This is a genomic window from Micromonospora sp. SL1-18 (assembly GCF_047921505.1).
GTDB lineage: Bacteria > Actinomycetota > Actinomycetes > Mycobacteriales > Micromonosporaceae > Micromonospora.
Map to the genome: position 1 here is coordinate 1 of NZ_JBLROA010000050.1, position 22,837 is coordinate 22,837.

Annotated in this window: 21 protein-coding genes and 1 pseudogene; 8 read left to right on the top strand and 14 right to left on the bottom strand. The window is 68.2% G+C overall.

Going from position 1 to position 22,837, the window contains the following annotated elements; genetic code table 11:
* The coding region (locus ACNAW0_RS21760) for an ester cyclase (RefSeq protein ID WP_416289793.1) at nt 1–463 on the top strand (463 nt) is incomplete at its 5' end.
* Nucleotides 464–869: 406 nt separating this feature from the next.
* On the opposite strand, the gene ACNAW0_RS21765 is transcribed toward ACNAW0_RS21760, so the two are convergent.
* From ACNAW0_RS21765 to ACNAW0_RS21775, 3 genes are all read right to left on the bottom strand, one after another.
* Nucleotides 870–1,130 carry a hypothetical protein gene (locus ACNAW0_RS21765; RefSeq protein WP_416289795.1) on the bottom strand — a complete coding sequence of 87 codons (261 nt, stop codon included), beginning with the start codon at nt 1,128–1,130 and terminating at the stop codon, nt 870–872.
* Nucleotides 1,121–1,453 carry a hypothetical protein gene (locus tag ACNAW0_RS21770; protein ID WP_416289796.1) on the bottom strand — a complete coding sequence of 111 codons (333 nt, stop codon included), beginning with the start codon at nt 1,451–1,453 and terminating at the stop codon, nt 1,121–1,123. Before ACNAW0_RS21770 ends, ACNAW0_RS21765 begins: the two co-directional genes overlap by 10 nt.
* A 716-nt stretch (nt 1,454–2,169) precedes the next feature.
* Nucleotides 2,170–4,020, bottom strand: a complete 1,851-nt coding sequence (locus tag ACNAW0_RS21775) for a CocE/NonD family hydrolase (protein ID WP_416289797.1) — start codon at nt 4,018–4,020, stop codon at nt 2,170–2,172.
* A gap of 405 nt (nt 4,021–4,425) precedes the next feature.
* On the opposite strand from ACNAW0_RS21775, the gene ACNAW0_RS21780 reads away from it, so the two are divergent.
* On the top strand, nt 4,426–5,304 hold the full coding sequence (locus tag ACNAW0_RS21780) for a transposase (protein WP_416289798.1): 879 nt from the start codon (nt 4,426–4,428) through the stop codon (nt 5,302–5,304).
* On the opposite strand, the gene ACNAW0_RS21785 is transcribed toward ACNAW0_RS21780, so the two are convergent.
* The 6 genes from ACNAW0_RS21785 to ACNAW0_RS21810 form a co-directional block, all read right to left on the bottom strand.
* Entirely contained in the window at nt 5,283–7,049 is a 1,767-nt protein-coding gene (locus ACNAW0_RS21785) for a family 43 glycosylhydrolase (RefSeq protein WP_416289799.1), read from the bottom strand. The genes ACNAW0_RS21780 and ACNAW0_RS21785 overlap by 22 nt on opposite strands.
* 75 nt (nt 7,050–7,124) lie before the next feature.
* Nucleotides 7,125–7,382 (bottom strand): family 43 glycosylhydrolase, encoded by a 258-nt coding sequence (locus ACNAW0_RS21790; protein ID WP_416289800.1) that lies wholly within the window; start codon nt 7,380–7,382, stop codon nt 7,125–7,127.
* A gap of 74 nt (nt 7,383–7,456) precedes the next feature.
* Nucleotides 7,457–8,287 carry a carbohydrate ABC transporter permease gene (locus tag ACNAW0_RS21795; RefSeq protein ID WP_416289801.1) on the bottom strand — a complete coding sequence of 277 codons (831 nt, stop codon included), beginning with the start codon at nt 8,285–8,287 and terminating at the stop codon, nt 7,457–7,459.
* A complete protein-coding gene (locus ACNAW0_RS21800; RefSeq protein WP_416289802.1) occupies nt 8,288–9,244 on the bottom strand; it encodes a carbohydrate ABC transporter permease in 957 nt (318 codons plus the stop codon).
* A gap of 6 nt (nt 9,245–9,250) precedes the next feature.
* Complete coding sequence (locus ACNAW0_RS21805) at nt 9,251–10,588, bottom strand: ABC transporter substrate-binding protein (protein ID WP_416289803.1); 1,338 nt, start codon at nt 10,586–10,588, stop codon at nt 9,251–9,253.
* A gap of 12 nt (nt 10,589–10,600) precedes the next feature.
* On the bottom strand, nt 10,601–12,064 hold the full coding sequence (locus ACNAW0_RS21810) for an alpha-N-arabinofuranosidase (protein ID WP_416289804.1): 1,464 nt from the start codon (nt 12,062–12,064) through the stop codon (nt 10,601–10,603).
* A 175-nt stretch (nt 12,065–12,239) separates the two neighbouring features.
* Here ACNAW0_RS21810 and ACNAW0_RS21815 point away from each other — a divergent pair, with 175 nt between their 5' ends.
* Nucleotides 12,240–13,262 carry a LacI family DNA-binding transcriptional regulator gene (locus tag ACNAW0_RS21815; protein ID WP_416289805.1) on the top strand — a complete coding sequence of 341 codons (1,023 nt, stop codon included), beginning with the start codon at nt 12,240–12,242 and terminating at the stop codon, nt 13,260–13,262.
* 106 nt (nt 13,263–13,368) lie between these two features.
* A pseudogene (locus ACNAW0_RS21820) lies at nt 13,369–13,494 on the top strand (IS701 family transposase); the annotation flags it as partial.
* Between the two features lie 32 nt (nt 13,495–13,526).
* Here the strand turns inward: ACNAW0_RS21820 and ACNAW0_RS21825 are convergent.
* From ACNAW0_RS21825 to ACNAW0_RS21835, 3 genes are all read right to left on the bottom strand, one after another.
* On the bottom strand, nt 13,527–14,876 hold the full coding sequence (locus tag ACNAW0_RS21825; protein ID WP_416289806.1) for a sensor histidine kinase: 1,350 nt from the start codon (nt 14,874–14,876) through the stop codon (nt 13,527–13,529).
* Nucleotides 14,877–15,009: 133 nt separating this feature from the next.
* Entirely contained in the window at nt 15,010–15,687 is a 678-nt protein-coding gene (locus tag ACNAW0_RS21830) for a response regulator transcription factor (RefSeq protein ID WP_416289807.1), read from the bottom strand.
* Between the two features lie 118 nt (nt 15,688–15,805).
* Nucleotides 15,806–16,627, bottom strand: coding sequence for a hypothetical protein (locus ACNAW0_RS21835; RefSeq protein ID WP_416289808.1), 822 nt, complete (start codon nt 16,625–16,627; stop codon nt 15,806–15,808).
* A 224-nt stretch (nt 16,628–16,851) separates the two neighbouring features.
* Between ACNAW0_RS21835 and ACNAW0_RS21840 the strand changes: the two genes are divergently transcribed.
* Entirely contained in the window at nt 16,852–16,980 is a 129-nt protein-coding gene (locus ACNAW0_RS21840; RefSeq protein WP_416289809.1) for a hypothetical protein, read from the top strand.
* A 14-nt stretch (nt 16,981–16,994) separates the two neighbouring features.
* Complete coding sequence (locus ACNAW0_RS21845) at nt 16,995–17,561, top strand: dihydrofolate reductase family protein (protein ID WP_416289810.1); 567 nt, start codon at nt 16,995–16,997, stop codon at nt 17,559–17,561.
* 87 nt (nt 17,562–17,648) lie between these two features.
* Here the strand turns inward: ACNAW0_RS21845 and ACNAW0_RS21850 are convergent, their stop codons facing one another.
* Nucleotides 17,649–18,101, bottom strand: coding sequence for a YdeI/OmpD-associated family protein (locus tag ACNAW0_RS21850; RefSeq protein WP_416289811.1), 453 nt, complete (start codon nt 18,099–18,101; stop codon nt 17,649–17,651).
* Between the two features lie 131 nt (nt 18,102–18,232).
* Nucleotides 18,233–18,904: a DUF998 domain-containing protein gene (locus ACNAW0_RS21855; protein ID WP_416289812.1), complete on the bottom strand. Its 672-nt coding sequence runs from the start codon at nt 18,902–18,904 to the stop codon at nt 18,233–18,235.
* A 59-nt stretch (nt 18,905–18,963) separates the two neighbouring features.
* Between ACNAW0_RS21855 and ACNAW0_RS21860 the strand changes: the two genes are divergently transcribed.
* Nucleotides 18,964–19,305, top strand: a complete 342-nt coding sequence (locus tag ACNAW0_RS21860) for a hypothetical protein (protein WP_416289813.1) — start codon at nt 18,964–18,966, stop codon at nt 19,303–19,305.
* Between the two features lie 48 nt (nt 19,306–19,353).
* Nucleotides 19,354–22,461, top strand: a complete 3,108-nt coding sequence (locus tag ACNAW0_RS21865) for a S8 family serine peptidase (RefSeq protein ID WP_416289814.1) — start codon at nt 19,354–19,356, stop codon at nt 22,459–22,461.
* The last annotated feature ends 376 nt before the right edge of the window (nt 22,462–22,837 follow it).

The following is a 22,837-nucleotide window of genomic DNA, read 5'->3' on the forward strand; positions in this document are numbered from 1 at the left end:
TGAGCAGCTAGTAGGAAGCAGGGGCGACATGCCAACAGCCCAGGAAGTACGAAACAAGGAGACGTACCACCGCTTCCATGACGCCATCAACAGCGGCGACCTGGAGGTCATCTCGAAGGCGATCGACGACTTCATTCACCCGGAGGGGCGGTTCCACACGGCGGAGCGGACCGACGTGACCGCGGTGCAGGCACAAAAGCGCGTATGGGAGATCCTCCTGCGCGCGTTCCCCGATATTCACGTAACGCTCGAGGACCTGCTCGCCGAAGGAGACAAGATCGTCGCTCGGCAGACGGTCACCGGGACCAACTCCGGTGAATACCGGGGCATGCCTCCGACCGGCAAATCCGTTACTTACAACGAGATCTTCATCGCCCGCTTCGCCGACGGCCAGGTCACCGACATGTGGGGAGTCGTCGACCTCTACTCACAACTGCAGCAACTCGGCCTCATCCAGGCGTAGTACCTCGCCGGCCCGCCGAAAGACAAGGCCGCCCAGGGCGGGCATCACCGTCGACCCCGTTGGCGAGCGCAGCACCTCCTCGACCTATCCTGCCTGTCTGCGGCGGGTGCCGAAACCCCGTGGGCGTGTCCTGCCCGGGCTGCGAGTTTTCTGGGCACCGTGACCTGGTCGCGGCTGCCATCATCGCGACCCGTAGCCCGGGTGGCGGACCCACCATCCCCACAGCAGCCGTGGTGCTGCCGGAGGTGGTCACGCACCGTCGAGTCGGCCGACACCTACCCGGTGCCGGCCGGTCCCGGCGTGACCCGCGCCGCCCACCTGTGGTGGCGAGAGGATCGGCGAGCATCACGTCCGGCCAGAGCGCAGGTGTCAGGTGAACCGAGCGAACCGTTCCCGCACGGCGGCGTCATCGCGCGAACGGCGACGCAGGCAGGTGGGGCCGGGGCGGCGCGTCACTGTTCGCATCGATGACACTGATCTGCCATCGCACGACGGTGGGCGCCGCGAGCCGGGCGAATTGCCAGCCGACAAGGCCCACGGCGACGACGAGCGACACCGCTGCCAGGCCGAACAGCCAGTTACGGAGAAGCACTCGCCGGTCGGCGGGACGGCGCGATGGCAGGCCGCTCTTGAGATCTCCTGTCCAAAGCGGCCACATCACAGCCATGACAGAACCTCCTGGGCGACGGTGGTGGCCGACTCGACGATCGCTGCCTCGGTAGCACCGCGAGCCTCGTACCGGACATAGACGAGATAGGTGCCAAGGCAGGCAGTGAAGTTGATGACCTGCCCGGTGACGGGGTTGCCCGAAACGAGGTAGACAGCGCGGTCGCCGAGCGCGACTCGGTGGCTGGCCCGGTTGACAACAGTCAGCAGCGCCCCGTCTCGCTCAATGCATCGCGGGCCCTGGCCATCGTGCCGGCCGCAGCGGACCAACGCCACCCACAGCGAGGCCCATGCGTCGTCTTTGGTGGACGTGCTCTCGGTCATACAGGTGTTCGAGCGGGTGCCGGGCTGGCTCCCCTCCTCGCCCTCGCTCTGCAGCGGCCCGTGCACGGGCACGAGAAGGTCGAAGACCTCGGGTCGGATGAGTTGACACACCGGAGGCGGCCCGGGTGGGCCGACAGTCACACTCCTCCAGCCCTGCCATAGGCCAACAGCGGCGGCGACCACGATGCAGACGGCCAGCACTGTGAGTCGAATCCGCGTCCCCGAGCGCACATCATGAGTGTCGTCGAACCTCCTGGACCGCGTCCAGCACCACCGGGCGCTCCACAGACACCACCCCGCGTTTGGCAGCCCGACTCGGAGAGGCGGCGGGGTCGCCCAGCGACCTGCTCGGCCTGCCCTAATAGACGAGTAGCGAGATCAGGGATCGATGCCTGGGCATGCCCGCAGGCGGTGGACCTGTGCCGACGCCTACGGCTTTCATCCGTCCCTGGAGATGATGCACGATACTGGTTGTCGGTCTTTCTCTCGTCGGCGATAGCGGCCAGCGAGTTGTCCGGCGCCGACGTGAGCGCCGACGTGCTGTGCGTCATGCTCGACCGCTTTCCGGGATCGGAACGCGGGCGGACCGTTGCCGCGCGAGCTGGGCGGCCGGAGGCAGCCTGACGTGTCACCTGGCGGGCGGTCCCTCACCTCGGTTACAAGCCCCGGTGAGGGACCGTCCGCTCGTTCAGGCAGTCAACAACGGGGCTTCCTGGTCAGAAGCCCAGGCGGTTCGTGCCCCCCACGACGGGAAGCGTCAGGGCACTGCCATTCAGGTACACGGTGACCTGGCTGCCCACCGCGGCCGCGTCGCGCGCCGGGCGGTTGGACGTCGGGTTCGCGTTGTAGTTGCCGGTGATGACGACGCCGATCCGGTGTCCGGCCGGGATGACGTGCTCGGACGGGAGGGTCTTCCACCGCACGTTGTACTCCTCGCCCGGCGTCAGCGCGTGGCTCCGCCGAAGGTCGGGCGAGTTCTTCACGTCGATGTGGCCCCAGGCCAGAACGCGCTCCGGTGTGATCGCAACGCTCGCCTCCATCGGCTCGGCGCACCCGGTCCGGCCGGCCAGGTCCTCGGGCTCGCAGGACTCCTGCACCACCTCCAGCGGGTCCTTGCCCGCCACGGTGACGGTCGGCCCCGCGCCGTAGTCGACGAGGAGGGCCGACAGCAGCGCCGTCTCGGCCGTCGTCGACATCCGGACGGCCAGCTCCGGCGTGCCGGAGAGGCGTACGTCCGCAGCGAGCGGAGGGGTCACGTACGCGAGCCGGCCGGGCTTGGTCTGCTCGGCGTTACCGATCTTGACTGCCTGCGACTCGATCTGGTCGACGAAGCTCTGCGAGGGGTTGTCCTTCGGCGTGTTGAGCGAGAGGGTGCCCGCCGCGTCGGCTGTCGTCGGACCGAAGCGCAGGTCCACCTTCTCGGCGGCGGCGTCCGGCCAGGTCGAGTGGGTTTCCCAGGTGCCGTCGGGACGCTGGATGTCCGCCATCGGCTCGTCCATGATCCCGTTGGGGATGTCGTACAGCCAGTGGTCCATCCACCTGTGCATGACCGCCTGCCACTCGGTGAGCCGGAAGCTGGTCGGGTTCACGTGCGCGCCGCGGTGGAGCCAGATCTTGCGCGGCATCTGGCGCTTCTCGACCTCACGCCACAGATCGGCGAAGTGCATGGTCTTGACGTTGAAATCGGTGAGGCCGTGCACCATGAACACGGACGTTCCGCCCGTTTTGATCTTGTTGGCGTCTGGCAGGTAGTTCCGCTCCTGCCAGAACGGGGTGAAGTCGGAGGCGCTGGCCTGCTCGGCGTCGCCGAGCCCGGTGATGACCGACTCGCAGGCCGGTGAAGACACGGAACCCGGTAGCGTCCGGCCGACGGAGACGTAGTCGGCGAGGTACTCGGTGTATCGGAAGTTGACGTTCTCGCTCCAGGTCGACCAGGCGATCCCCTGGTCGTTCACGTACCGGTACCAGCTGGAGATCGCGGAGATCGGTACCACGGTCCGCAGGCCGGGTACGCCCTGGGTGGCGACCGCGTTGGGCAGGGTGCCGACGTAGGACACGCCCTGCATCCCCACGTTCCCGGTGCTCCAGTCAGCGACCGCCGTGCTGCCGTCGGGGTGGAAGCCCGGCGCGCGACCGTTGAGCCAGTCGACAACCGCCTTGATGCTGATCGTGTCCTCGGGCCCGCCGGTGGTCGGGCAGCCGAAGGACCGCGAGGTGCCCTGCATCTCCACTTGGACGACGGCGTAGCCCCGGGGGACGAAGTAGTCGTCCCACCAGCCGGGGAATCCGCGGGTCTTGTCTGGCAGCGGGTCACCGGGGTCCCGGCCGTAGTACGGGCTGGCCTCCATGATGGTGGGCACCCGCAGGCCCGCCTCGGTCTCCGCTGGCCGGATCACGTCGACCTCGATCAGATCCCGGCGGCCGTCGGCGTCACTGTCCATCGGAGCCTCGACGTAGACGACCTCCTGGACCGCCTCGCCGTATGAGAAGACCGGTTGGGTCACACCGTTTTCGATCACGATCCCGGGTGTGTCGGCCGTAGCGCTCGCCGAGGCGGGCGCACTCATGATCACCACCCCGACAACAGTTCCGACGGCTAGCCATCGCCGCACAACTCCCATGTCCCCACCTCCGTCAGCTCCAGAGACACATGGTTGATACAGCGTGATCGATATTGATCGAGCGGGTCAATGACCATCCGTAGCGAAGGAGCTCTTCTCAGTTACGACAAATGTCGTGCTGTACCGGCTGTTCCGGTGTCGACGATGCGAACGGAGCCCGCGCCTATCCCGTCGCCAGACCAGCTATCAGCGTCTCTGGTCAGCTAATACGGCAGCCGCCGTTTGAGATCTTGCTGCTGAACCGGGGTGGACGCGAGACGGCCACCGCGTGATCGTCTGTGCGTTGTGGACACAACATCAGATCTTGCGGTGGCCGCGTGTCACAGCGTATCGGTTGGCCGGTGGGAGCGTGTGCTGGCCGGGGTGCTGGAGTGCTTCGCGGGCCGGTTCGGGCGGGTGGAGCCTCGCCGTGCGGCGGCGGCGTTCGTGACGGGGCTGCTGGCCGATCTTGAGGCGAAGACGTGCTGGCAGCTGGCGGAGCAGGCCGGGCACGCCCGTCCGGACGCGATGCAGCGGCTGCTGTACCGGGCGGTGTGGGACGCCGACGCCGTCCGTGATGACCTGCGCGGCTTCGGGAGTGTCAAGGATGGCAAGCTGTACTACCTGTTCAGCGAGCCGAAGCAGGATCGCTACCACCTCACGATCACCGTTCGGGATCTCGCCACCGGCAAGGACACCAATCTGCCGGAGATCCTGACCGCGGACGGACACACCAGCGCCCGACTCTATGCGCCACTGCTCACGGCCAAGAGGCTCGTGATCGGGGTGGACCAGCATCCCAATCTGGCCGCCGGCCTGTGGAGCATGAACCTCGACGGATCAGAGCCGGCACAGCTCATCGACGAAGAGAGCGCCGACGCGCCCATGCTCGGTGACTACGACGCCACCGACGCGGCCGTGACATTCGAGGACTGGCCGGGCGACGCCCCACCGAGCATCAACCAGATCGCGATCAACGGCTCGTCGATCCGCCCGATGACCTGTGCCACCGGTGTGCACTTCATGGTCAACGCCGACACCGGCACAGGGTGCCGTCTGGCTCGACGGGTCATACGGATCGACCTCTCTGGTGACGCGAGCACACCCGCGCGAGCACTGCTGAAGGGTCGACTGACCGCACCACGCCGAGGCTCGTCGCTCATCGCTGGGTGGCGAGCCTCGGCGTCATCGCACCGTCGGCACCACGCTCCCCGACAACGGCTCGAGTATCAGCGGTACACGCGGAAGTAGTCGAATTCCGCCACTGCCTGCGGATCGCTGCCGCCGTGCGAGATCAGCCCGATCCGAGGCGCCGTACCGGTGTCGAACGTCCACACACCGCCCCATACCCAGTGCTGGCCGTCGGTGCTGTAGCCGGCCCGATACCGGTGCTCGCTCCCAACGACGGTGTGCGCCAGGCGAAGCCAGGTCGTGTCCGCGGGCGGGCCTTCGACCATGCCGCCGTACGAAAGCCGCCCAGCGTACGGAATCTCGCGGCCGAACTCGATCTGGCGGGTGTTCCAGATGGCTACGTGGCTCAGCCGAGCGAAGTTGTCGTCGGCGGCGTACACGATCAGGCCGGCCTGCTGGAAGTTCCGCACCGTATCGACGCCCAGATCGATGCTGAGCTTGGTCTCCACGATGTAGTCGCCGGCCGGTGCGTCATGGACCAGAACCGACGCGGTGTTGCCGGTGCCCACCAGGTCGGCGGCCTGCGTCGGCCACCGCAGCGCGCCGCCGCCGACTGTTGCGTTCAGGTCCTCCCGGACCCAGCTCCAACTGGAGCTGAGCGTCGAACCGTCGAACTCGTCGGACGCCGACCGGATTAGCCCGCCCGGTTGCGGATCGTGCGCCGGCGGCTCCGCGCCGCCGCTACCCTGGTGCCGGCGCGTGACGGGCGCGGGCTGCGGCGTGTCGGAGGCCCACCGCCCGTTGCGGACGGTCGGCCAGCCGTGCTGCCAGTCCAGCCGGTCGATGAGCATCGGTCGGCGGTTGATGCCGTACGGCTCGTTGAGGTGGGGCACGTTGCGGTCGATCGCGTGGTACACGAGCCAGTCCTGACCGGCCAGATCGGTGACGACCGCGTTGTGCCCGGTGCCGATCCATCGGTTGCCGTTGGGCTGGATAACCGGGGTGCCGCCGACCCGTGAGGTCAGCAGCGACACGCCGGCACGGTCCACGAACGGACCGGCGGGGTTGCGGGAGCGGCCCGCGAACACGCTGTATCCGGTGGTCGGACCGGCGCAGCAGTTGGCCGCCGATCCGAACAGGTAGTACCAGCCGTCACGACGGATGACGTAGGCACCCTCGTAGCGGTTGTCGATCGTGACCTGGGTGGGTGTACCGGCGGTCCGGAGTCCGTCGGCCGTGAGCGGCACGGTGAAGACGCCGCCGAAGTAGGAACCGTAGTAGAGCCACTGTCGGCCCTCGGCGTCGACGAGATGGGCCGGGTCGAATGTCCACAGGAAGCCGCCGTTTGGCGCGGGGCGCGGTCCGACGATGGGACCGCCGCTGTCGGTCCATGGTCCGAGCGGTGTAGGCGCGGTCGCGACGCCGATCGCCGAGTCGGCGCCGGCATTGAGCGTGGTGTCGGTGACGGTGTAGTAGAGGACGTAGCGGTCGCCGATCCGCCGGATGTCCGGCGCCCACAGGCCAGCGGTCGGCGTGGCCCACGCCGGTCGGGTGACGGCGGAGAACGCGTCACCGGCGTACGTCCAGCTCACGAGGTCGTCCGAGCGGAGGATCGGGAGCATCCGGTGGGTAGTCTCGCCGGACTTGAGCGGGTCGCTGGTGCCGAAGGCGTACCAGGATCCGTCGTCGTCGCGGATCACGGCCGGATCGGCAAACGTGTCCGCCGCGGGGGCGGAGACCGGGTTGACGTAGGTGGCGGGCTGGTTTGCCGGTTGCCCGGGTTGGGCGCTCGCCGGCGGCGCTACGCCGACGCCGATCATGCTGAGCATCGCGGCCACGATGGCGATTCGGTGGGACGGTTTCATGAGGGCTCCTCGGTCACGGACGGCGTTGAGGTCCTGCAGTCGGTCCGTTGACGGTCGGCCGGCCGTCGGACCAGGTCACTCCAGGTACATCACGTACCGGTCGGCGGCGAGTGCGATCACCTCGGGCGCCCACGTCCTGCCCGGGGCGGCCCACGCCGGCAGCTTCGGCAGCGCGTCGCCGGCAGGCGTCCAGGTGACCAGGTCGGGCGAGGTCAGCACCGGGACGTTGCGCCCGCCGGCGTTGGTGTGTACCAGGTACCACGTGTCGCCGATCCGGAACGCCTGCGGATCGGCCGCGTCGCCGGCGTACACGGGGTTGGTGAAGGTGCTCACCGCGGGAGTCTTGTCGGAAGGCTCGCACCCACCCGACACGAGGACGGCGAGGACTGCTGCGGCCAGTGCACGGCTCACCCCTTCAGCCCGCTGCGCGAGACGCCTTCGATGACGTACCGCTGGGCGAGGACGAACAGCAGCAGCGCGGGAACGCTGGCCAGCACGGCACCGGCCATGATGACCGGGTAGTCGGCGATGTAGGCGCCCTGCAGCAGGCCCAGCCCGGCCGGCAGCGTGAGCCGATCGGCGCTGAACAACACGAAGATGGGCCACAGGAAGTCGTTCCAGTTGCTCAGGAACGACAGCACCGTGAGCGTGGCCAGGGCGGGCCTGGACAACGGCAGTACCACCCGCAGGAACACCTGCCACTGGTTCGCGCCGTCGAGGATCGCGGCCTCCTCGAGCTCGCGCGGCAGCGTCAGGAAGAACTGTCGCAGGAAGAACACGCCGAACGCGCTGGCGGCGCTGGGCACCACCACGACGGCCAGGGTGTCCAGCCAGTCCAGCGTGTCGGCGATGAGGAAGCCCGGGATGATGAGCGTGGCGGGCGGTACGAACAGCGTTGCGACGATCATGGCGAAGATCATTCGACGGCCGACGAAGCGCATGCGGGCCAACGCGTACGCGGCCGTCGACGCCGTCACCAGCACCAATGCGGCGTGCAGGGTCGCGGCGAGCATGCTGTTGACGAACCAGAGCAGCACCGGGTTCTGTGAGCCGGGCTGGAAGAGCCGGTCGTAGCCGTAGGTGGAGACCGGGTCCGGCAGCCAGGTGGGCGGGCTCTGCTGTGCCGTCGAGTAGCTCTTCAGCGAGGTGAGCACCATCCATACCAGCGGAACCACGAACACGGCCGCGAGGGCGACCAGGACGAGGTAGCGCGGGATTCGGCTCCTCTCTGTCTTCATTCAGTCCTCCCGGTACCGGAAGATCCGGAAGTTGGCCACGCTGACGAGCACCAGCATCAGGGTCAACGTGATGCTCATCGCAGCCGCCCGGCCGGCGTCGTTCTGCGCGAGGCCCCGCTCGACGACGTACGACACAACCGTGCGGGTCTCGTTGCCGGGCGCGCCCTGTGTGATGAGGTAGGACTGGCCGAACATGTTGGCCGAGGCCAGGATCGTCGTGGTGACGACGAACAGCAGCACCGGCCGCAGCCCCGGCAGCGTCACGTTGCGAAACTTGTCCCACGTGCTCGCGCCGTCCATAGCGGCCGTCTCGTACAGCTCGGCCGGGATGTCCTGCAGGCCGGCGAGGTAGATGACGGCGTTGAAGCCGCAGGTCCACCACACCGTGACGCCCACCAGGGACACCCACGCCCACGGCGTGGCCGTCACCCACGGGGTGTCCGACGGCAGGCCGAACAGGCCGAGGAGGTGGTTGACGAAGCCAAGGTTGGCGTCGAGCAGGAACCGCCACAGCAGGCCGATGACCGCCACGCCGAGCACGTACGGAGCGAAGTAGAGGGCGCGGAAGAACGTCCGTCCCGGGAACGACCGGTTGAGCAGGAGCGCCATGCCGAGCGGTAGCACGACCAGCAGCGGTACCGACGCCACGGTGAAGATCACGGTGGCCTGTATGCTCTCCCACCAGTCCCCGTACACAAGCGAGTCGGACGAAAACAGCTCCGCGTAGTTGTCCAGGCCGACGAACGGCTTGTTCGGCAGTTGGAAGTCCCACTGGTGGAGGCTGAGCCACACGCCGAGCACGATCGGCAACAGGCCGAAGACCCCGAAGATGAGCAGGTACGGCAGCAGGAACAGGTAGGGGGTCGCCCGGCCGTGCATGACCCGGGCTGCCGGGGGCGACGCGTCGACCCGCGCCGTCCCCGTCACGGTCGGTTCGGCCACAGGCGGAGCGGCCATCGTCTGTCAGCTCCCGTACTTCTTGCGATTGTCCTCGAGGAGCTTGTCGGCCTTCGCGACGCCGTCGTCCAGCGCCTGCTTCGGTGACTTCTTGCCCAGCACGGCCTCGTTGAAGGCGGTGTAGAACAGGTTCGTCACGTCGCCGATGCCCGGTGCGGCCGGTGGGAACGCGGCATCCGGAAGTTCGGTGGCCAGCGTGTTGACCTCGGTCAGCTCGGCGAACTTCGGGTCGTCCAGCACCGAACGGCGCGCGGGCACCTGGCCACCGGCGGCCCAGTCCAGCGAGTGCTGGCTGAGCCAGTTGACGAACACCTTGGCGCCAGCGACCTTGTTGACGTCGGCACCGCGCGGCTGCTGGACGATCGTGAAGTTGTGTGAGTTGGCCCAGACGGACTTCTTCGACCCGATCTGCGGCATCGCCGCCACGCCCCACTGGACCTCCGGGCTCTTCTTCAGATCGTTGATCTGCCAGATCCCGTTGACGTTGAAGGCGTTCTTGCCGCTCTTGAGCGCGAGGTAGTCGGCGTCCTGGCCGACGTTGGCCGGTGAGTGCCCGTCGGTGACCAGCTTCACGCACCAGGTGACCGCCTCCACCGCCTCCGGCGAGTTGAACGTCGCTTTGGTGGCGTCCCCGTTGTAGAGCGAGCCGCCGAACTGGTACACCAGCGAGTATCCGGTCATGCCGCCGGTGAACTGGAACGGGCTCATCCAGAAGCCCTGGATTCCCTTGCCCTTCAAGGCGGCCAGCGCCTCTTCCAGCTCGGACCGGTCCGTCGGCGGCTTGTCCGGATCCAGGCCGGCCTGCCGCAGCAGCGTCTTGTTGTAGTAGAAGCCCACCGGGTGCATGTCCAGCGGGATACCGTACCGCTTGTCCTGGTACAGGCCGCCCTTCCACACCGTCGGAGCGAAATCCGCCTCGGTCAGCCCGAGGGCCGAGGCGACGTCGTCGACCGGCTGGATCACCTTGCGAGCCGCGAAGGTCGCGAGCTGGTCCATGTGCATGACCGCGATATCGGGGCCGTTGCCACTGTTCACCGCGCCGGGCAGCTTCGCGTAGTAGTCCTCCCACCGGTAGGTGGCGACGGTGATCGCGATGTTGGCATGCTCGCCGTTGAACTGGTCGACCAACTTCTTGAAGATGTCGCCGTCACCGCCGGTGAAGCCGTTCCACAGGTTGAGCGAAACCTTCGGGCCGTCGTATGTCTTGCCGCCGTTGCCTGATGCGGTGCCGCCCTGGTGGTCATCGTCGCCGCAACCGGCGAGGCCCAGGGCGGCGGCGGCTCCGACGCCGAGGCCCAAACCGAGCAGCCGACGACGGCTGACCTCGGCGCGCTGGACAGTCATGTGAGCCCTCCTTCAGGGAGTCTCGGAGGTGGGAAGGTGATAGCGGATGAGATTCCAGGAGGCCGGCAGGAGCCGGACGGCGGACCGCCCGGCGTCGACCGAGGGCCGCTCCCGTGCACGGGGCACGACCCGGTCCGGGTCGTCCGCGGTGTTCACGGCGTCGGGTTCGGTGCCGGCGTCGAGAGCGAGGTGCTCCGCGCCGGCGAGGCCCGGCAGGCCGCGTAGATCGATGTCGAGCCGAATGTCGTCACCCCCGCGGTTGACCGCGAAGACGACGAGCCCTCCGGTCTCCTCGTCGTACACGGCAACGGTGTCCACCGAGGACACCTCACCGTAGCGGGCGGTGTCGTGCGAGGGCCCCACCGGTTCGGTGCGCAGCACCGTGCCGCGGGCGTACCGCGCGTTGAGCGCGAATGGATGGAAGATGCTCTGCCGCCGCGCCGGCCCGCCGTTGATGGTGCGAATCGGCGCGATCACGTTGACCAACTGGGCCTGGCACGCCACACCGACCCGGTCGGCGTGGCGCAACAGCGTGACCAGCAGGTCGCCGACCACGACCGCGTCGGTGGCGGTGAAGGTGTCCTCGATCAACGCCGGCGCCTCGACCCAGCCGCGCCGGCCCAAGTCGGCTTGCAGGCGCTGCTGGTACCAGACGTTCCACTCGTCGAAGGACACCATGAGGCGGCGCTTGTGCCGCTGTTTGGCCGCGACGTGGTCGGCGGTGGCGACGACCTCCCGGATGAAGGCGTCCATGTCGACGGCGGAGGCGAGGATGCTGGGCCGGTCGCCGTCCGAGGGGTCGTAGTAGGTGTGCGCGGAAATGTAGTCGACGTGTTCGTAGGTGTGCTCCAGAACGGTGGCCTCCCACGCGGCGAACGTGGGCATCCCCCGGTTGGAGCTGCCGCATGCGACAAGGCTCACGGATGGATCGATCATCTTCATAGCGCGGGCAGTCTTGGCCGCCAACCGGCCGTACTCGTCGGCCGTCTTGTGCCCGACCTGCCAGGGACCGTCGAGCTCGTTGCCCAGGCACCACAGCCGGATGCCGTACGGCTCCTCGGCTCCATACTTACGGCGCAGGTCGGAGAAGTGCGTGCCGCCCGGATGGTTCGCGTACTCGAGCAGGTCGCACGCCTCCTGCACACCCCGCGTGCCGAGGTTGACGGCCATCATCGGCTCGACGTCGGCGGCGCGGGCCCAGCGCATGAACTCGTCAAGCCCGAACGCGTTCGTCTCGATGGTCTTCCAGGCCAGGTCGAGACGGCGCGGCCGGTCGGCGGCCGGACCCACTCCGTCCTCCCAGCGGTACCCCGAGACGAAGTTGCCGCCTGGGTAGCGCACCACCGACACCCCCAGCTCACGGGTGAGCTCGAGGACGTCGCGCCGCAGGCCATCCTCATCTGCGGTGGGGTGTCCCGGCTCGTACACCCCGCCGTAGACGCACCGACCCATGTGCTCGATGAACGATCCAAACATGCGCCGGCTGACTGGCCCGATACGAAATGCCGGATCGATGCTCACTCGCGCCGTTTCCACCCCAGCCCTTCCTTCGAGCGTGTGCAGCCTTCTTACAACGTTGTAAGCAACGTTGTAAAGAGCTCGACAACCGGTAGTGTGCGATCCGTAACGTCGGGAGAGAGAGGGTGCGGCCGTGCGGCACAGGCTCAAGGACGTCGCCGAACGGGCCGGGGTATCGGTAAAGACCGTGTCGAACGTCGTCAACGGGTACATACACGTGCGACCCGACACCCGCGCCCGCGTCCTGGAGGCCATCGCCGCGCTCGACTACCGGCCCAACATCAGCGCCCGCAACCTACGCCGCGGCCGCACCGGCATAATCGCGCTCGCCGTGCCCGAGCTCGACATCCCGTACTTCGCCGAGCTCGCCAAGCACGTGGTCAGCGCCGCCGCGCGGCACGACTTGACCGTACTGATCGACCAGACCAACGGTGACCCGGAGCAGGAGCGGCTGGTGGCATCGGGCATCCGCGACCACATGATCGACGGGCTCATCCTCAGCCCCCTGGCGCTGGCCGGCGCCGACCTCGACGCCAGCGCCACGACCACTCCCATGGTCCTGCTCGGCGAACGGGTCACCCACGGCCAGGCCGACCACGTCGCGATCGACAACGTCGCCGCAGCGCAGGACGTCACCGCACACCTCGTGGCGCTGGGGCGCCGGCGCATCGCCGCGATCGGCGCCCAGCACACGGCCGAAGCCGCCACCGCCCGGCTGCGGCTGGCCGGCTACAGCGAGGCACTGCGCGCCGCCGGCCTCGCCCGCGACGAGGAGCTGATCGTCCCGGCGCTGGCGTGGCACCGGGCCGACGGCGCCGAGGCGATGCGCGCCCTGCTGGCCGCCGGAGCCCGCCCCGACGCGGTGGTCTGCTTCAATGACACGCTGGCACTGGGCGCGATGAGGGCGCTTCACGACGCCGGCCTGCGAGTGCCGGACGACGTCGCGGTGGTCGGGTTCGACGACATCGAGGACGGCCGGTTCTCCGTGCCGACGCTGACGACGGTGGCGCCGGACAAGGCCGATCTCGCACGGATCGCCGTCGACCTGCTTGCAGCCCGGCTGGCAGCCACCGATCCGCCACCGCGCGAACAGACCGTGCCGCACCGGCTGATTCCCCGCGAAAGCACCGGGACGGCGCTCAGCCCTCACCCGTGACGAGCGCCGTCTTGGCGGAGTGCGGCACGGACGACGCCCAGGGCGTCGATCGGATCTGATTGCCGTAGGCGCGGGCGGCGTCGCGGGCGTTGGCCAGGAGCGCGATCTGCTTGCCCGGGCGAAGTGGGATGACGGGCAGGTCCGCGCGGACGTGCGTGTGTTCGTCGCGCAGCAACTGGGTGACTCGGATGCGGTTCTGGTCGTGGACGAAACGGGAGATCTGAAGAAGGGCCGTCACCTGAAACGCCTGGTAAGCCGGGCCAGTCAGCGGGGTGGGGCGCCGTCGAGCGGCAGGAGGATCTGGACGGTCGTTCCCGGGCCAGGCAACACCTGCACGGTTCCGCCGTGCGCAGCGATGATCTCCTTGGTGATCGGCAGGCCCAGGCCGCTGCCACCGTCTGCGCGGGACCTGCTGTCGTCAAGCCGGACAAAACGGTCGAAGATTCGCTCGCGCTGCTCCTCGGGAACGCCCGGCCCGTCGTCGGCGACGTCAACGCAACCCCACCCGTCGCGGACGGCCACCCGCAGGACCACCTCGGTGCGTGCGTGCCGGGCGGCGTTGTCGACCAGGTTGCGCAGGGCCCGGCCGAGGTCGTGCGCGTCGCCGCTGACCCGTACGGGGGCGAGCTGGGCACGGACGGTCAGGTCCGGTCGACGGGTGGCGATCCGGTCCCGCTCGGTATAGGCGAGGTCGTCCAGATCGACGTCGTCGTGGCGCCGGATGGGACCGCGCTCGTCGATGCGCGCCAGCAGGAGGAGGTCGGAGACGAGGCGACCGAGGCGCTCCGACTCCCGGTGCAGCAGCCCGACCAGTTCGGCAGTGGCGCCGGGCAGTGACGCGATCGCCAGCCGGTCCAGTCCCGCCTGCAAGGTGGCCAGCGGGCTGCGCAGTTCGTGGCTCGCGTCGGCGACGAACCGCCGTTGACTCGCTGCCGCCGTCTCCAAGCGGTCGAGCATGCCGTTCATCGTCTCGGCCAGCGCCGCCACCTCATCGTGCGCTTCGGGCACCGGCACCCGGGCGTGCAGGTCGCGGGCGGTGATGCCGGCGACCCGGCCGCGGATCGCCTCGACCGCGTGCAACGACCGACCAACGAACAGGAACACCGCCGCGCCGATCACCAACAGCATCGGCGGCAGCCCGACGGCCAGGATCGCGGCGACGGCCTCCGTGCTCTCGTTGACCGGCCGCAGAGACTGCGCCACCAGCACCGTGCGGGCGCCAGTGCCGGTAACCACCCCCTCGGCGACCACCCGATACGGGTCCTCGTCGGCGAACGGCAGCAACCGTTGCTCCCGCAGCACCTCGCCGGGTTGGGGGCGCAGAGGGGACAGCGGCGCGATGCCGACGAGCGCCGCCGAGGCGGCCTCCACCTTTCCGGACGGGGCGAGGACCTGCACCAAGGTCTGCTCCCCGGGACTGGGCTTCAACGTCTGGTCGATCGCGCCCTGGCCGCCGGCGGCCACTGCCGAGGCCACCTCGGCGGCCCGTTGCCGCGCCGCCGCGTCCACGTTGCCGATCAGATCCGCGCGGGCCAGGTAGACGAATGCCGCCGCCGCGACGGCGAAGGCGAACGCCACCGCCAACGCGGCGGCCAGCGCCGATCGTAGGCGCACTCCCAATCGCCGGCGCACCCATCGGACCAGCCCCCGGAGGGGCTCGCGTGTGCCCACCACCACGGCAGCGTGGTCACCCTGACACCGAGGGAGTCCTGAGATGACTGGCGGCGCGCTCTCGCCGGTCGTGCCGTCAGCCACCGTCGGCCGCCAGCCGATATCCCATGCCGCGCTCCGTCTGGATCGCCGCCCGGCCGAACGGCTGGTCGATCTTGCGGCGCAGGTAGCCGATGTACACCTCGACGATGTTGGGATCGCCGTCAAAGTGGGCGTCCCAGACGTTCTCGATGATCTGGGCCTTGGACACCACGTCGCCGCGGTGCCGGACGAGAAACTCCAGCAACGCGAACTCCCGTGCGGTCACCCGGACCGGCTGCCCGCCCCGGGTGACCAGCCGCCGCGCGGGATCCACCGCCAGGTCGCCCGCAGTCATCACCACCGGGCGGGCGGGGGCGCCCCGACGGACCAACGCCCGCAGCCGGGCCACCAGAACCACGAACGAGAAGGGCTTGGTCAGGTAGTCGTCGGCGCCGAGATCCAGGGCGTCGGCCTGGTCGTACTCGCCCTCCTTGGCGGTGAGCATCAGCACCGGCGTCCAGATTCCCCGCGACCGCAACTGTCGGCACACCTCGTAGCCGCTGAGGCCGGGCAGCATGATGTCCAGCACGACGACGTCGTAGGCGTACTCGCTGGCCGCCCACAGCCCATGCGAGCCGGTGTGCTGCACGTCGACGGCGAAGCCCTCATCGGCCAGGCCGGCGCGGAGCACCTCAGCAAGCGCCGTTTCGTCCTCGACGACGAGTAGTCGCACCAGATCCGCCTTTCTGTCCCAAGCCCCGCCATCCGCGGCGGGTCGACGTCGCTTCCGATAATCCCTCCGGGATGACCCGGCGACCCGGCCCGGACATCGTGGGTACCTCGACGCGCGTTCACCGCTGTGGCACCGCGGCCCTCCGGTCCACCGGAACCACCGGCACGGGGACGTCCCGCTTTGTCATGCTCAGGTAGAGAATCAGGACCACGATCGCCACCAGGAAGGATCCGCTGGTGAGCACGGTGCCGAGACCGAGACCGCCGTCGTCGCGAGCCTGGGAGAGATAGTCACCCAGCGACGCGCCGAGCGGGCGGGTCAGCACATAGGCGATCCAGAACGCCAGGATCGGATTCATCCACGACCCGGCGTACGCGGACGCCACCACGGCGATCAGCGCGACGAAGATCAACCCAGAGCGCCAGTATCCCAGATCGAGACCCTCCGCCAGCAGGTCGCCGGCGGCAGTTCCGAGCGCAAAGGTGAACAAAATCGCCGCCCAGTAGAAGCCCTCCCGACGCGTGGTGACGATCGAGTGGATCGACAGCGTCCCCTCGCTGCGGTGCCAGACAACGAAGGTGGCCACGAGAAGCATGGCGAACACCGCGGTGCTCACCGCCAACGGCACGCCGAGGTTATCGGTCAGGTTGTCCGTGATCAGCGTGCCGACAATGCTGATCAACACGACCGCCAGCCAGTAGATCCCCGCCACATACCGGGCCGCTCGGAACTGCCAGACCAGCACGGCAGCCAGCCCGACGCCCATGATCAGCGTCGTGCCCGTCAGGCCGAGGTGCAGGTTGACGTTGAGAAAGTCTGCTGCGGTTTCGCCCACTGTCGTCGACAGCACCTTGATGATCCAGAAGTAGACGGTGACTTGCGGAACCTTGTTCATCATCTGCCGGACCCGTAGCGGGTCGCTTTGCGTGTTCAGTGTCATACGCGGCAAACTTCCACTCTCATCCTGAGAGCAGCCTGAAGCGCCGCGCTGGCCCGGTCAGACGTCCACCAGCTCGATGCCGTCATAGCCGACGACGACCACACGCCGCTCATACACACGTAGGAGCGCGTGAAGCGGTCCAACAGGACACGTTTCCCAGAATCTCGGACATGATGACCGCCGCACCTGTCCCCAGAGGGTGGGCGACGAATACAGTTCCGCCGGTGGACAGCTACATCGAGCTCACGTCCTGCCAGAGCTGGCCGGGCAATGCGCTCGACCGCATCAACGGTCTCGCTGACGGATCGCCCGGCTTCGCGTGGCGTCTTGTCAACATCCACGCGCTCTACTGAAAGGAGCACATCAAATGGGCAGGCTGGTAGTGACCGAATACATATCCGTTGACGGAGTCGTGGAGGGCCCCAGCGGCAGTGAACAATTCGCACGCACGGGCTGGACCGATCACTTCTCCCGCGGCCAAGACGGCGACCAGTTCAAGGTAGACGAGACGATGGCCGCAGACGCCCAACTGCTCGGCCGCGTCACATACGAACTGTTCGCGGCATCCTGGCCGCAATACGAAGGCGATTTCGCCGACAAATTCAACGCGATGCCGAAGCACGTTGTCTCTTCCACGCTGAACGACCCGAAATGGAAAAACACGACAGTCCTCAAGGGCGATCTGGTCGAAGAGGTCACCAGGCTCAAGGGGCAGTACGACCGGGACATCCTCGTGCACGGTAGCCCGCAACTGTCTCAAGCGCTCATCGAGCACGACCTGGTCGATGCCCTGCACCTTTTCGTGTATCCGATCATCGTCGGCGCGGGCAAGCGCCTGTTCGACGGCACGAGCGAGACGAAGCGCCTGCGGCTCGCCTCGGTACGAACCTTCGGCGACGGCGTTCACCTCCTGGTCTACGAACGCGCCGTCTGAGGGTCGAAACCTGCACTTCATGGGCGCGTTCGCAGCATGACGCCCGGCACAGCTACAGGCGGTAATGAGACCATCCTGGTGTCCGTGCTATCGACGCGAGCGGCGGCCATGCAGCGCCTCCACGGTCTGCGCCAGCCGACGCTGACGGGTATCGACCTTCTTGGCTTGCTCAATCCATTCGGTGTAGCCCCGCTGTTGGCTCGTCGTGAGTCCATCGAAGAAGGCCTGCGTCTCGGGATCGGTGGCGAGAGCTGCACGCAGGTCCTCGGGGACGGCGACCGGCGCAGGCTCTGTCGCGAGCTCGATCTCGACGTCGAGCCGGTCACCGGCCGTTATGCCTGTGGCGCTCCGGATCGCAGCGCTGACCGGGATCATGACCTGGCCGGACATTGTGCCCAGGCCCGTCTGGAAGGCGTAGCCGTTGAGCGTGACGTTGACCCGTGGCCTGCGGCCTCCGCCCAGGGCATCGATGACGTGCTCCGGAACGGGAACGCCCGTTGCCGTTATCCCATTGAGGCGTAGTTCGGCATCAAACCTCATCACGTACCACCAATCAAGTCATTGTCTCGCCGCCGCCAAGGGTAAACCGGAATAAACGACCGCTAAATCGTCTGCTACAGGACCAACGGTTTTGTCCAGCGACCAACCTTCCTGGCATGCGGGGCTGCCGGTCAGCGTCGTGCGATGACGGGGTGCGGGATCGTGCGGTAGGCGGCGATCGAGATCATCGCCAGCCAGGCCCAGGTGACCAGCACCGTGATCCAAATGAGTCCGACGCCGCCGGGAAACGCGGACAGTGCCCCGCCGGCGAGGAAGGCCACAATGATGACCACTCCCGCGATTCTCGACCATGTCGTTCCTCGCGATTGGCGTCGGTTGAGCCAGGAGCCGGCGATGATCGCGGCGATGCCGACGCTGACGAACGCCACGCCGCCGAACACGAAGTGGAGAATGCCAGCGGTGGTGAACTCTCCGCCGCCGGCCCCGGGTGGGAAGCTCTCGGTCGCGTCCGGTGGAAAGATCGCGCTGAGCACGAGGCATGCCCCGTACACCGCGACCAACACCCCGGCGGTGCGCGACCACTCGGGGGTGCGCAGCAGCCCGATCGCGGCGACGATCGACATCAGGCCGGAGAGGACGAGGTTCAGCCATTGCAGCCAGCCGAGGTCTCCGATGAGCAGCAGGCTCAGCGCGTCGCGGGTCAGGTCGAATCCCGGCCGGGTGACAGCGAGGGTGAGGCCGAAGAGGAGATAGAACGGGCCGGCGACGACTCCCCACCCCAGCATCGAGCGGGTGACTGCCGTGCCACGGTCAAAGCCGGACCCGGGCTCTGTTTCTGCCATTTCGTACTCCATTTTGGGTCGTTGTTGGTGCATGCACCGCGGTCCACACGATGCCGAACTTGCTCGAGGTTGACAAGGACGAGCAGCAGGGCCGCACGGCCAATGCCCGGCGCCCAACCTGGCAACCACCTGCTGATCCCATCTCCTCCTTTTGGTCGGCCACGCTGAGCGAACGTAACGACCGCCATCCCGGCGAGCAAACGTCGAACATCAGTCAGATCGCGAACGCGGGCGACGGGGCTTCTCGCCCGGTGATGTGCTCCTATTTGGTGATGCGTCGTTGTAGCGTCCCCACTGCTAAGAATGTCCCGGTCTCCTTCTCCGACTCCCAGCAGGAGGCGGGTCACCTCTGGGCCGATATCCGCCGAACGTCGGTTGTTGATCGACACCCGGTGGTGTAAACGTCACCTGAGCGTTCGCAACCATGCGGGCGTAGAAGTGGAGTAGACATGCATCCCTGGAGAGTGCTGCCCTTCACAGGCCGACGCCGGCAAGTCGCCCGGCTTGCCGGCGTCGGGGTGCTTGCCACCAGCCTCGCCGTCATCGGCGGCGCCACCCCGGCCGTCTCGGCCCCGACCCCCCATTTCACACCGGCTCCCGAAGGCTCCGTCGTCACCCACCTACCCCTGGGGCTCAGCAACGCGCTGACCACGGTCATGGTCGAGCTGTCCGGCGACCCGGTCACCGTGGCCGACGCCGCCGCCGCGACGCCGCTGACCAGCAGCGAGAAGCAGTCCCGCCGCAGCCAACTGCGCGCCGCGCAGGTACCGGTCGAACAGCGGGTCCGGGAGCTGGGCGGCAACGTCGTGGGCAACTACCAGTCCGCGTACAACGGCATCAAGGTGCGGATCCCGGCGCGCAATGCCGCCGCGCTCATGGACATCCCGAACGTGGTCGGGCTGCACCGTGTCCAGCTGATGGAGCCGGACAACGTCCGCGGCGTACCGCTGATCGGCGCGCCCGCGGTATGGAACGGCCTCAACGGCTTCCACGGCGAGGGCATCAAGGTCGCTGTCATCGACACCGGCATCGACTGGACCCACGCCGACTTCGGCGGGCCCGGCACCGCGGCCGCCTACGAGGCGGCGCACGCCGCCGAGACCCAGCCGGCCAACCCGGCCTACTTCGGGCCCAACGCGCCGAAGGTCAAGGGCGGCATCGACCTGGTCGGCGACAGCTACAACGCCGACCCGAGCAGCAAGTCGTACCAGCCGGTGCCGCACCCGGACTCGAACCCGTTGGACTGCAACGGGCACGGTACGCACGTCGCCGGCTCGGCGGTCGGCTTCGGCGTGCTCGCCGGCGGCACCACCTACACCGGCTCGTACGACCAGACCACGGTCAGCGGGCACTCGTGGCTGGTCGGTCCGGGCGTGGCGCCCAAGGCCGACCTCTACTCCGTGCGGGTGTTCGGCTGCCAGGGTTCGACGGACATGACCGTCGACGCCATCGAGTGGGCCGTCAACAACCGCATGGACGTCATCAACATGTCGCTCGGCTCGTCGTTCGGCAGCGCCGACGATCCGAGCGCGGTGGCCGCCTCCAACGCCGCCAAGGCCGGCATCATCGTCGTGGCGTCCGCCGGCAACAGCGGGCCCAACCCGTACATCACCGGTTCGCCTGCCAGCGGCACCGGCGTCATCAGCGTCGCGGCCAGCGACTCGACCGCGAGCAACCCGGGCGCCCACCTCGCGTTGAGCACCGGGCCCACGGTGGACGCCATCGACGCCAACGGTGTCGCGTTCGCCGACGGCACCACGCTCCCGGTGAAGGTGCTCAAGACCGGATCGGCCATCTCGCTGGGCTGCGACCCGCAGGAGTACGTCAACGCCGGCGTGGCCGGCAAGATCGTCGTGACCAAGCGTGGTACGTGTGCGCGGGTCGCGCGGGCCGTCTTCGGCCAGCAGGCCGGGGCCGCGGCGGTGATCATGGTGAACACCGACGACAGTCTGCCGTCGTACGAGGGCCCGATCACCGAGAACCCGGACGACGGCAAGAAGTACAACGTCACGATCCCGTTCCTCGGGGTACGGGCGAGTGGCGGCACGGCGCTGCTGGCCGCGGACGGCGGCTCGGTGGCGCTGTCGGCGTTCACCATCCCGAACCCGAGCTTCCTCGCCCCGGCGAGCTTCAGCTCGGGTGGCGCGCGTACCGGTGACAGCTGGCTCAAGCCGGATGTCACCGCGCCGGGCGTCGGCATCTTCTCGGCCGCCAACGGGTCCGGCAACGGCTTCTCGGTGCTGTCGGGCACGTCGATGGCTTCGCCGCACACCGCAGGCATGGCCGCCCTGGTCCGCCAGGCGCACCCGACCTGGAAGAAGGTGGAGAACTGGAAGGCCGCGATCGTCAACACGGCCGACCCCGGCCAGGTCAACAACTACAGCACCAGGATCGCCGGTGCCGGCCTGATCCAGGCGGTGGGGGCGACGCAGACCCAGGTCGTCGCGCTCGGTGACAAGGGCACCGCGACGCTCAACTACGGCTTCGCGGAGCTGGACAAGGACTACGAGGCCACGAAGACGGTCAAGCTGCACAACTTCGGCAGCGTGGCCGCCTCGTTCAACGTGGCAGCGACCCGGGACGCCGGCCAACCGCACTCGGTCTCGCTCAGCAAGACCAAGGTGACGGTACCGGCGCGCGGCGATGCGGAGGTCGAGGTCCGGCTGTCCGTACCGTCGGCCACCGCGGGTGACTCGTCCAAGTTCCGCGACGTCGCCGGCCTGGTGCAGTTCACCCCGATCAGCGGCGGGAGCGACGGCGTGGCGCTGCGCGTGCCGTACTACCTCGTGCCGCAGGCGGTGTCGCACATCGAAACGAAGATCGACGAGAACGGGCTGACCAAGAACGGCTCGGCGACCGCGACGGTGACGAACAAGAAGGGCGCCACCACGGGTACCGCCGACTGGTACGCCTGGGGGCTGACCGACCGCAAGAACAAGGGCCTCGGCTCGAACGACGTCCGCGCCGTCGGCGTGCAGGCATTCCCGGGCGTGCTGGCGTTCGCGGTCAGCACGTACCACCGGTGGTCCAACGCGGCGGCCAACGAGTTCGACATCCGGGTGGACGTCAACGGCGACGGAGTCGATGACTACGCCGTGGTTGGCGCGGACTACGGTGCGTTGACGACGGGTAGTTCCAACGGGCTGATGGCCGTAGCGGTGTTCAACCTGAAGACCAACGCCGGCTCGATCCGATACCTGGCCGATGCGCCGACCGACAGCAGCAGCATTGTGCTGCCGGTGGACATCTCGCAGCTGTGTGCCGCCTCGTCGCCGTGCCTGTCGGCGAGCAACCCGCGGCTGAGGTACGGCGCGGTCGCCTACGGCCTGACCGACGGAACCGTGGACGTGGTGGACGGCGTGGCCTCGTTCAACGCGTTCGAGCCGGCGGTCAGCACCGGCATGTTCGACGTGGTGGCCCCGGGCGCCTCAGCGACCGAGACCGTCTCGGTCAACGCGGCCGAGTTCGCCAAGACCCCGCCGCTCGGGCTGATGATCGTCAGCCACGACAACCCGAGCGCGGACGAGGCGCAGCTCATCGAGCTGAACGCCAAGTGACCGCCTGACCGTACAAAACCAGTGGCGGTCGTCCTGGATCCGGGGCGGCCGCCACTGGCCTCTGGGCGAGTGGGACATGTCCCCGGCGCGGGACCAACTCGTCGACGCGTCGTTCCTGGCCTGGTTCAACGCCTCCGCCAAGCCGCTCGACACCGTGCTGCCCGAGGACGACTGGGCCCAGCGCCGTGTCGTCCGTCGTGCTGTCGACCGACGCCGCCCTCGGCGTGAGAGCGCCGCTGGCCGCGGGACAGTCGATCACGATCGGCCCGCGCACCCCCGTCGTGGTAATGCGGTCCACCTGACGCGACCCGCCGCACTGTTCTGGCGGCTCGACGCACGGGGCCGGCGCGGTTGGAGTCCGGGCCGGCCCCGTGTG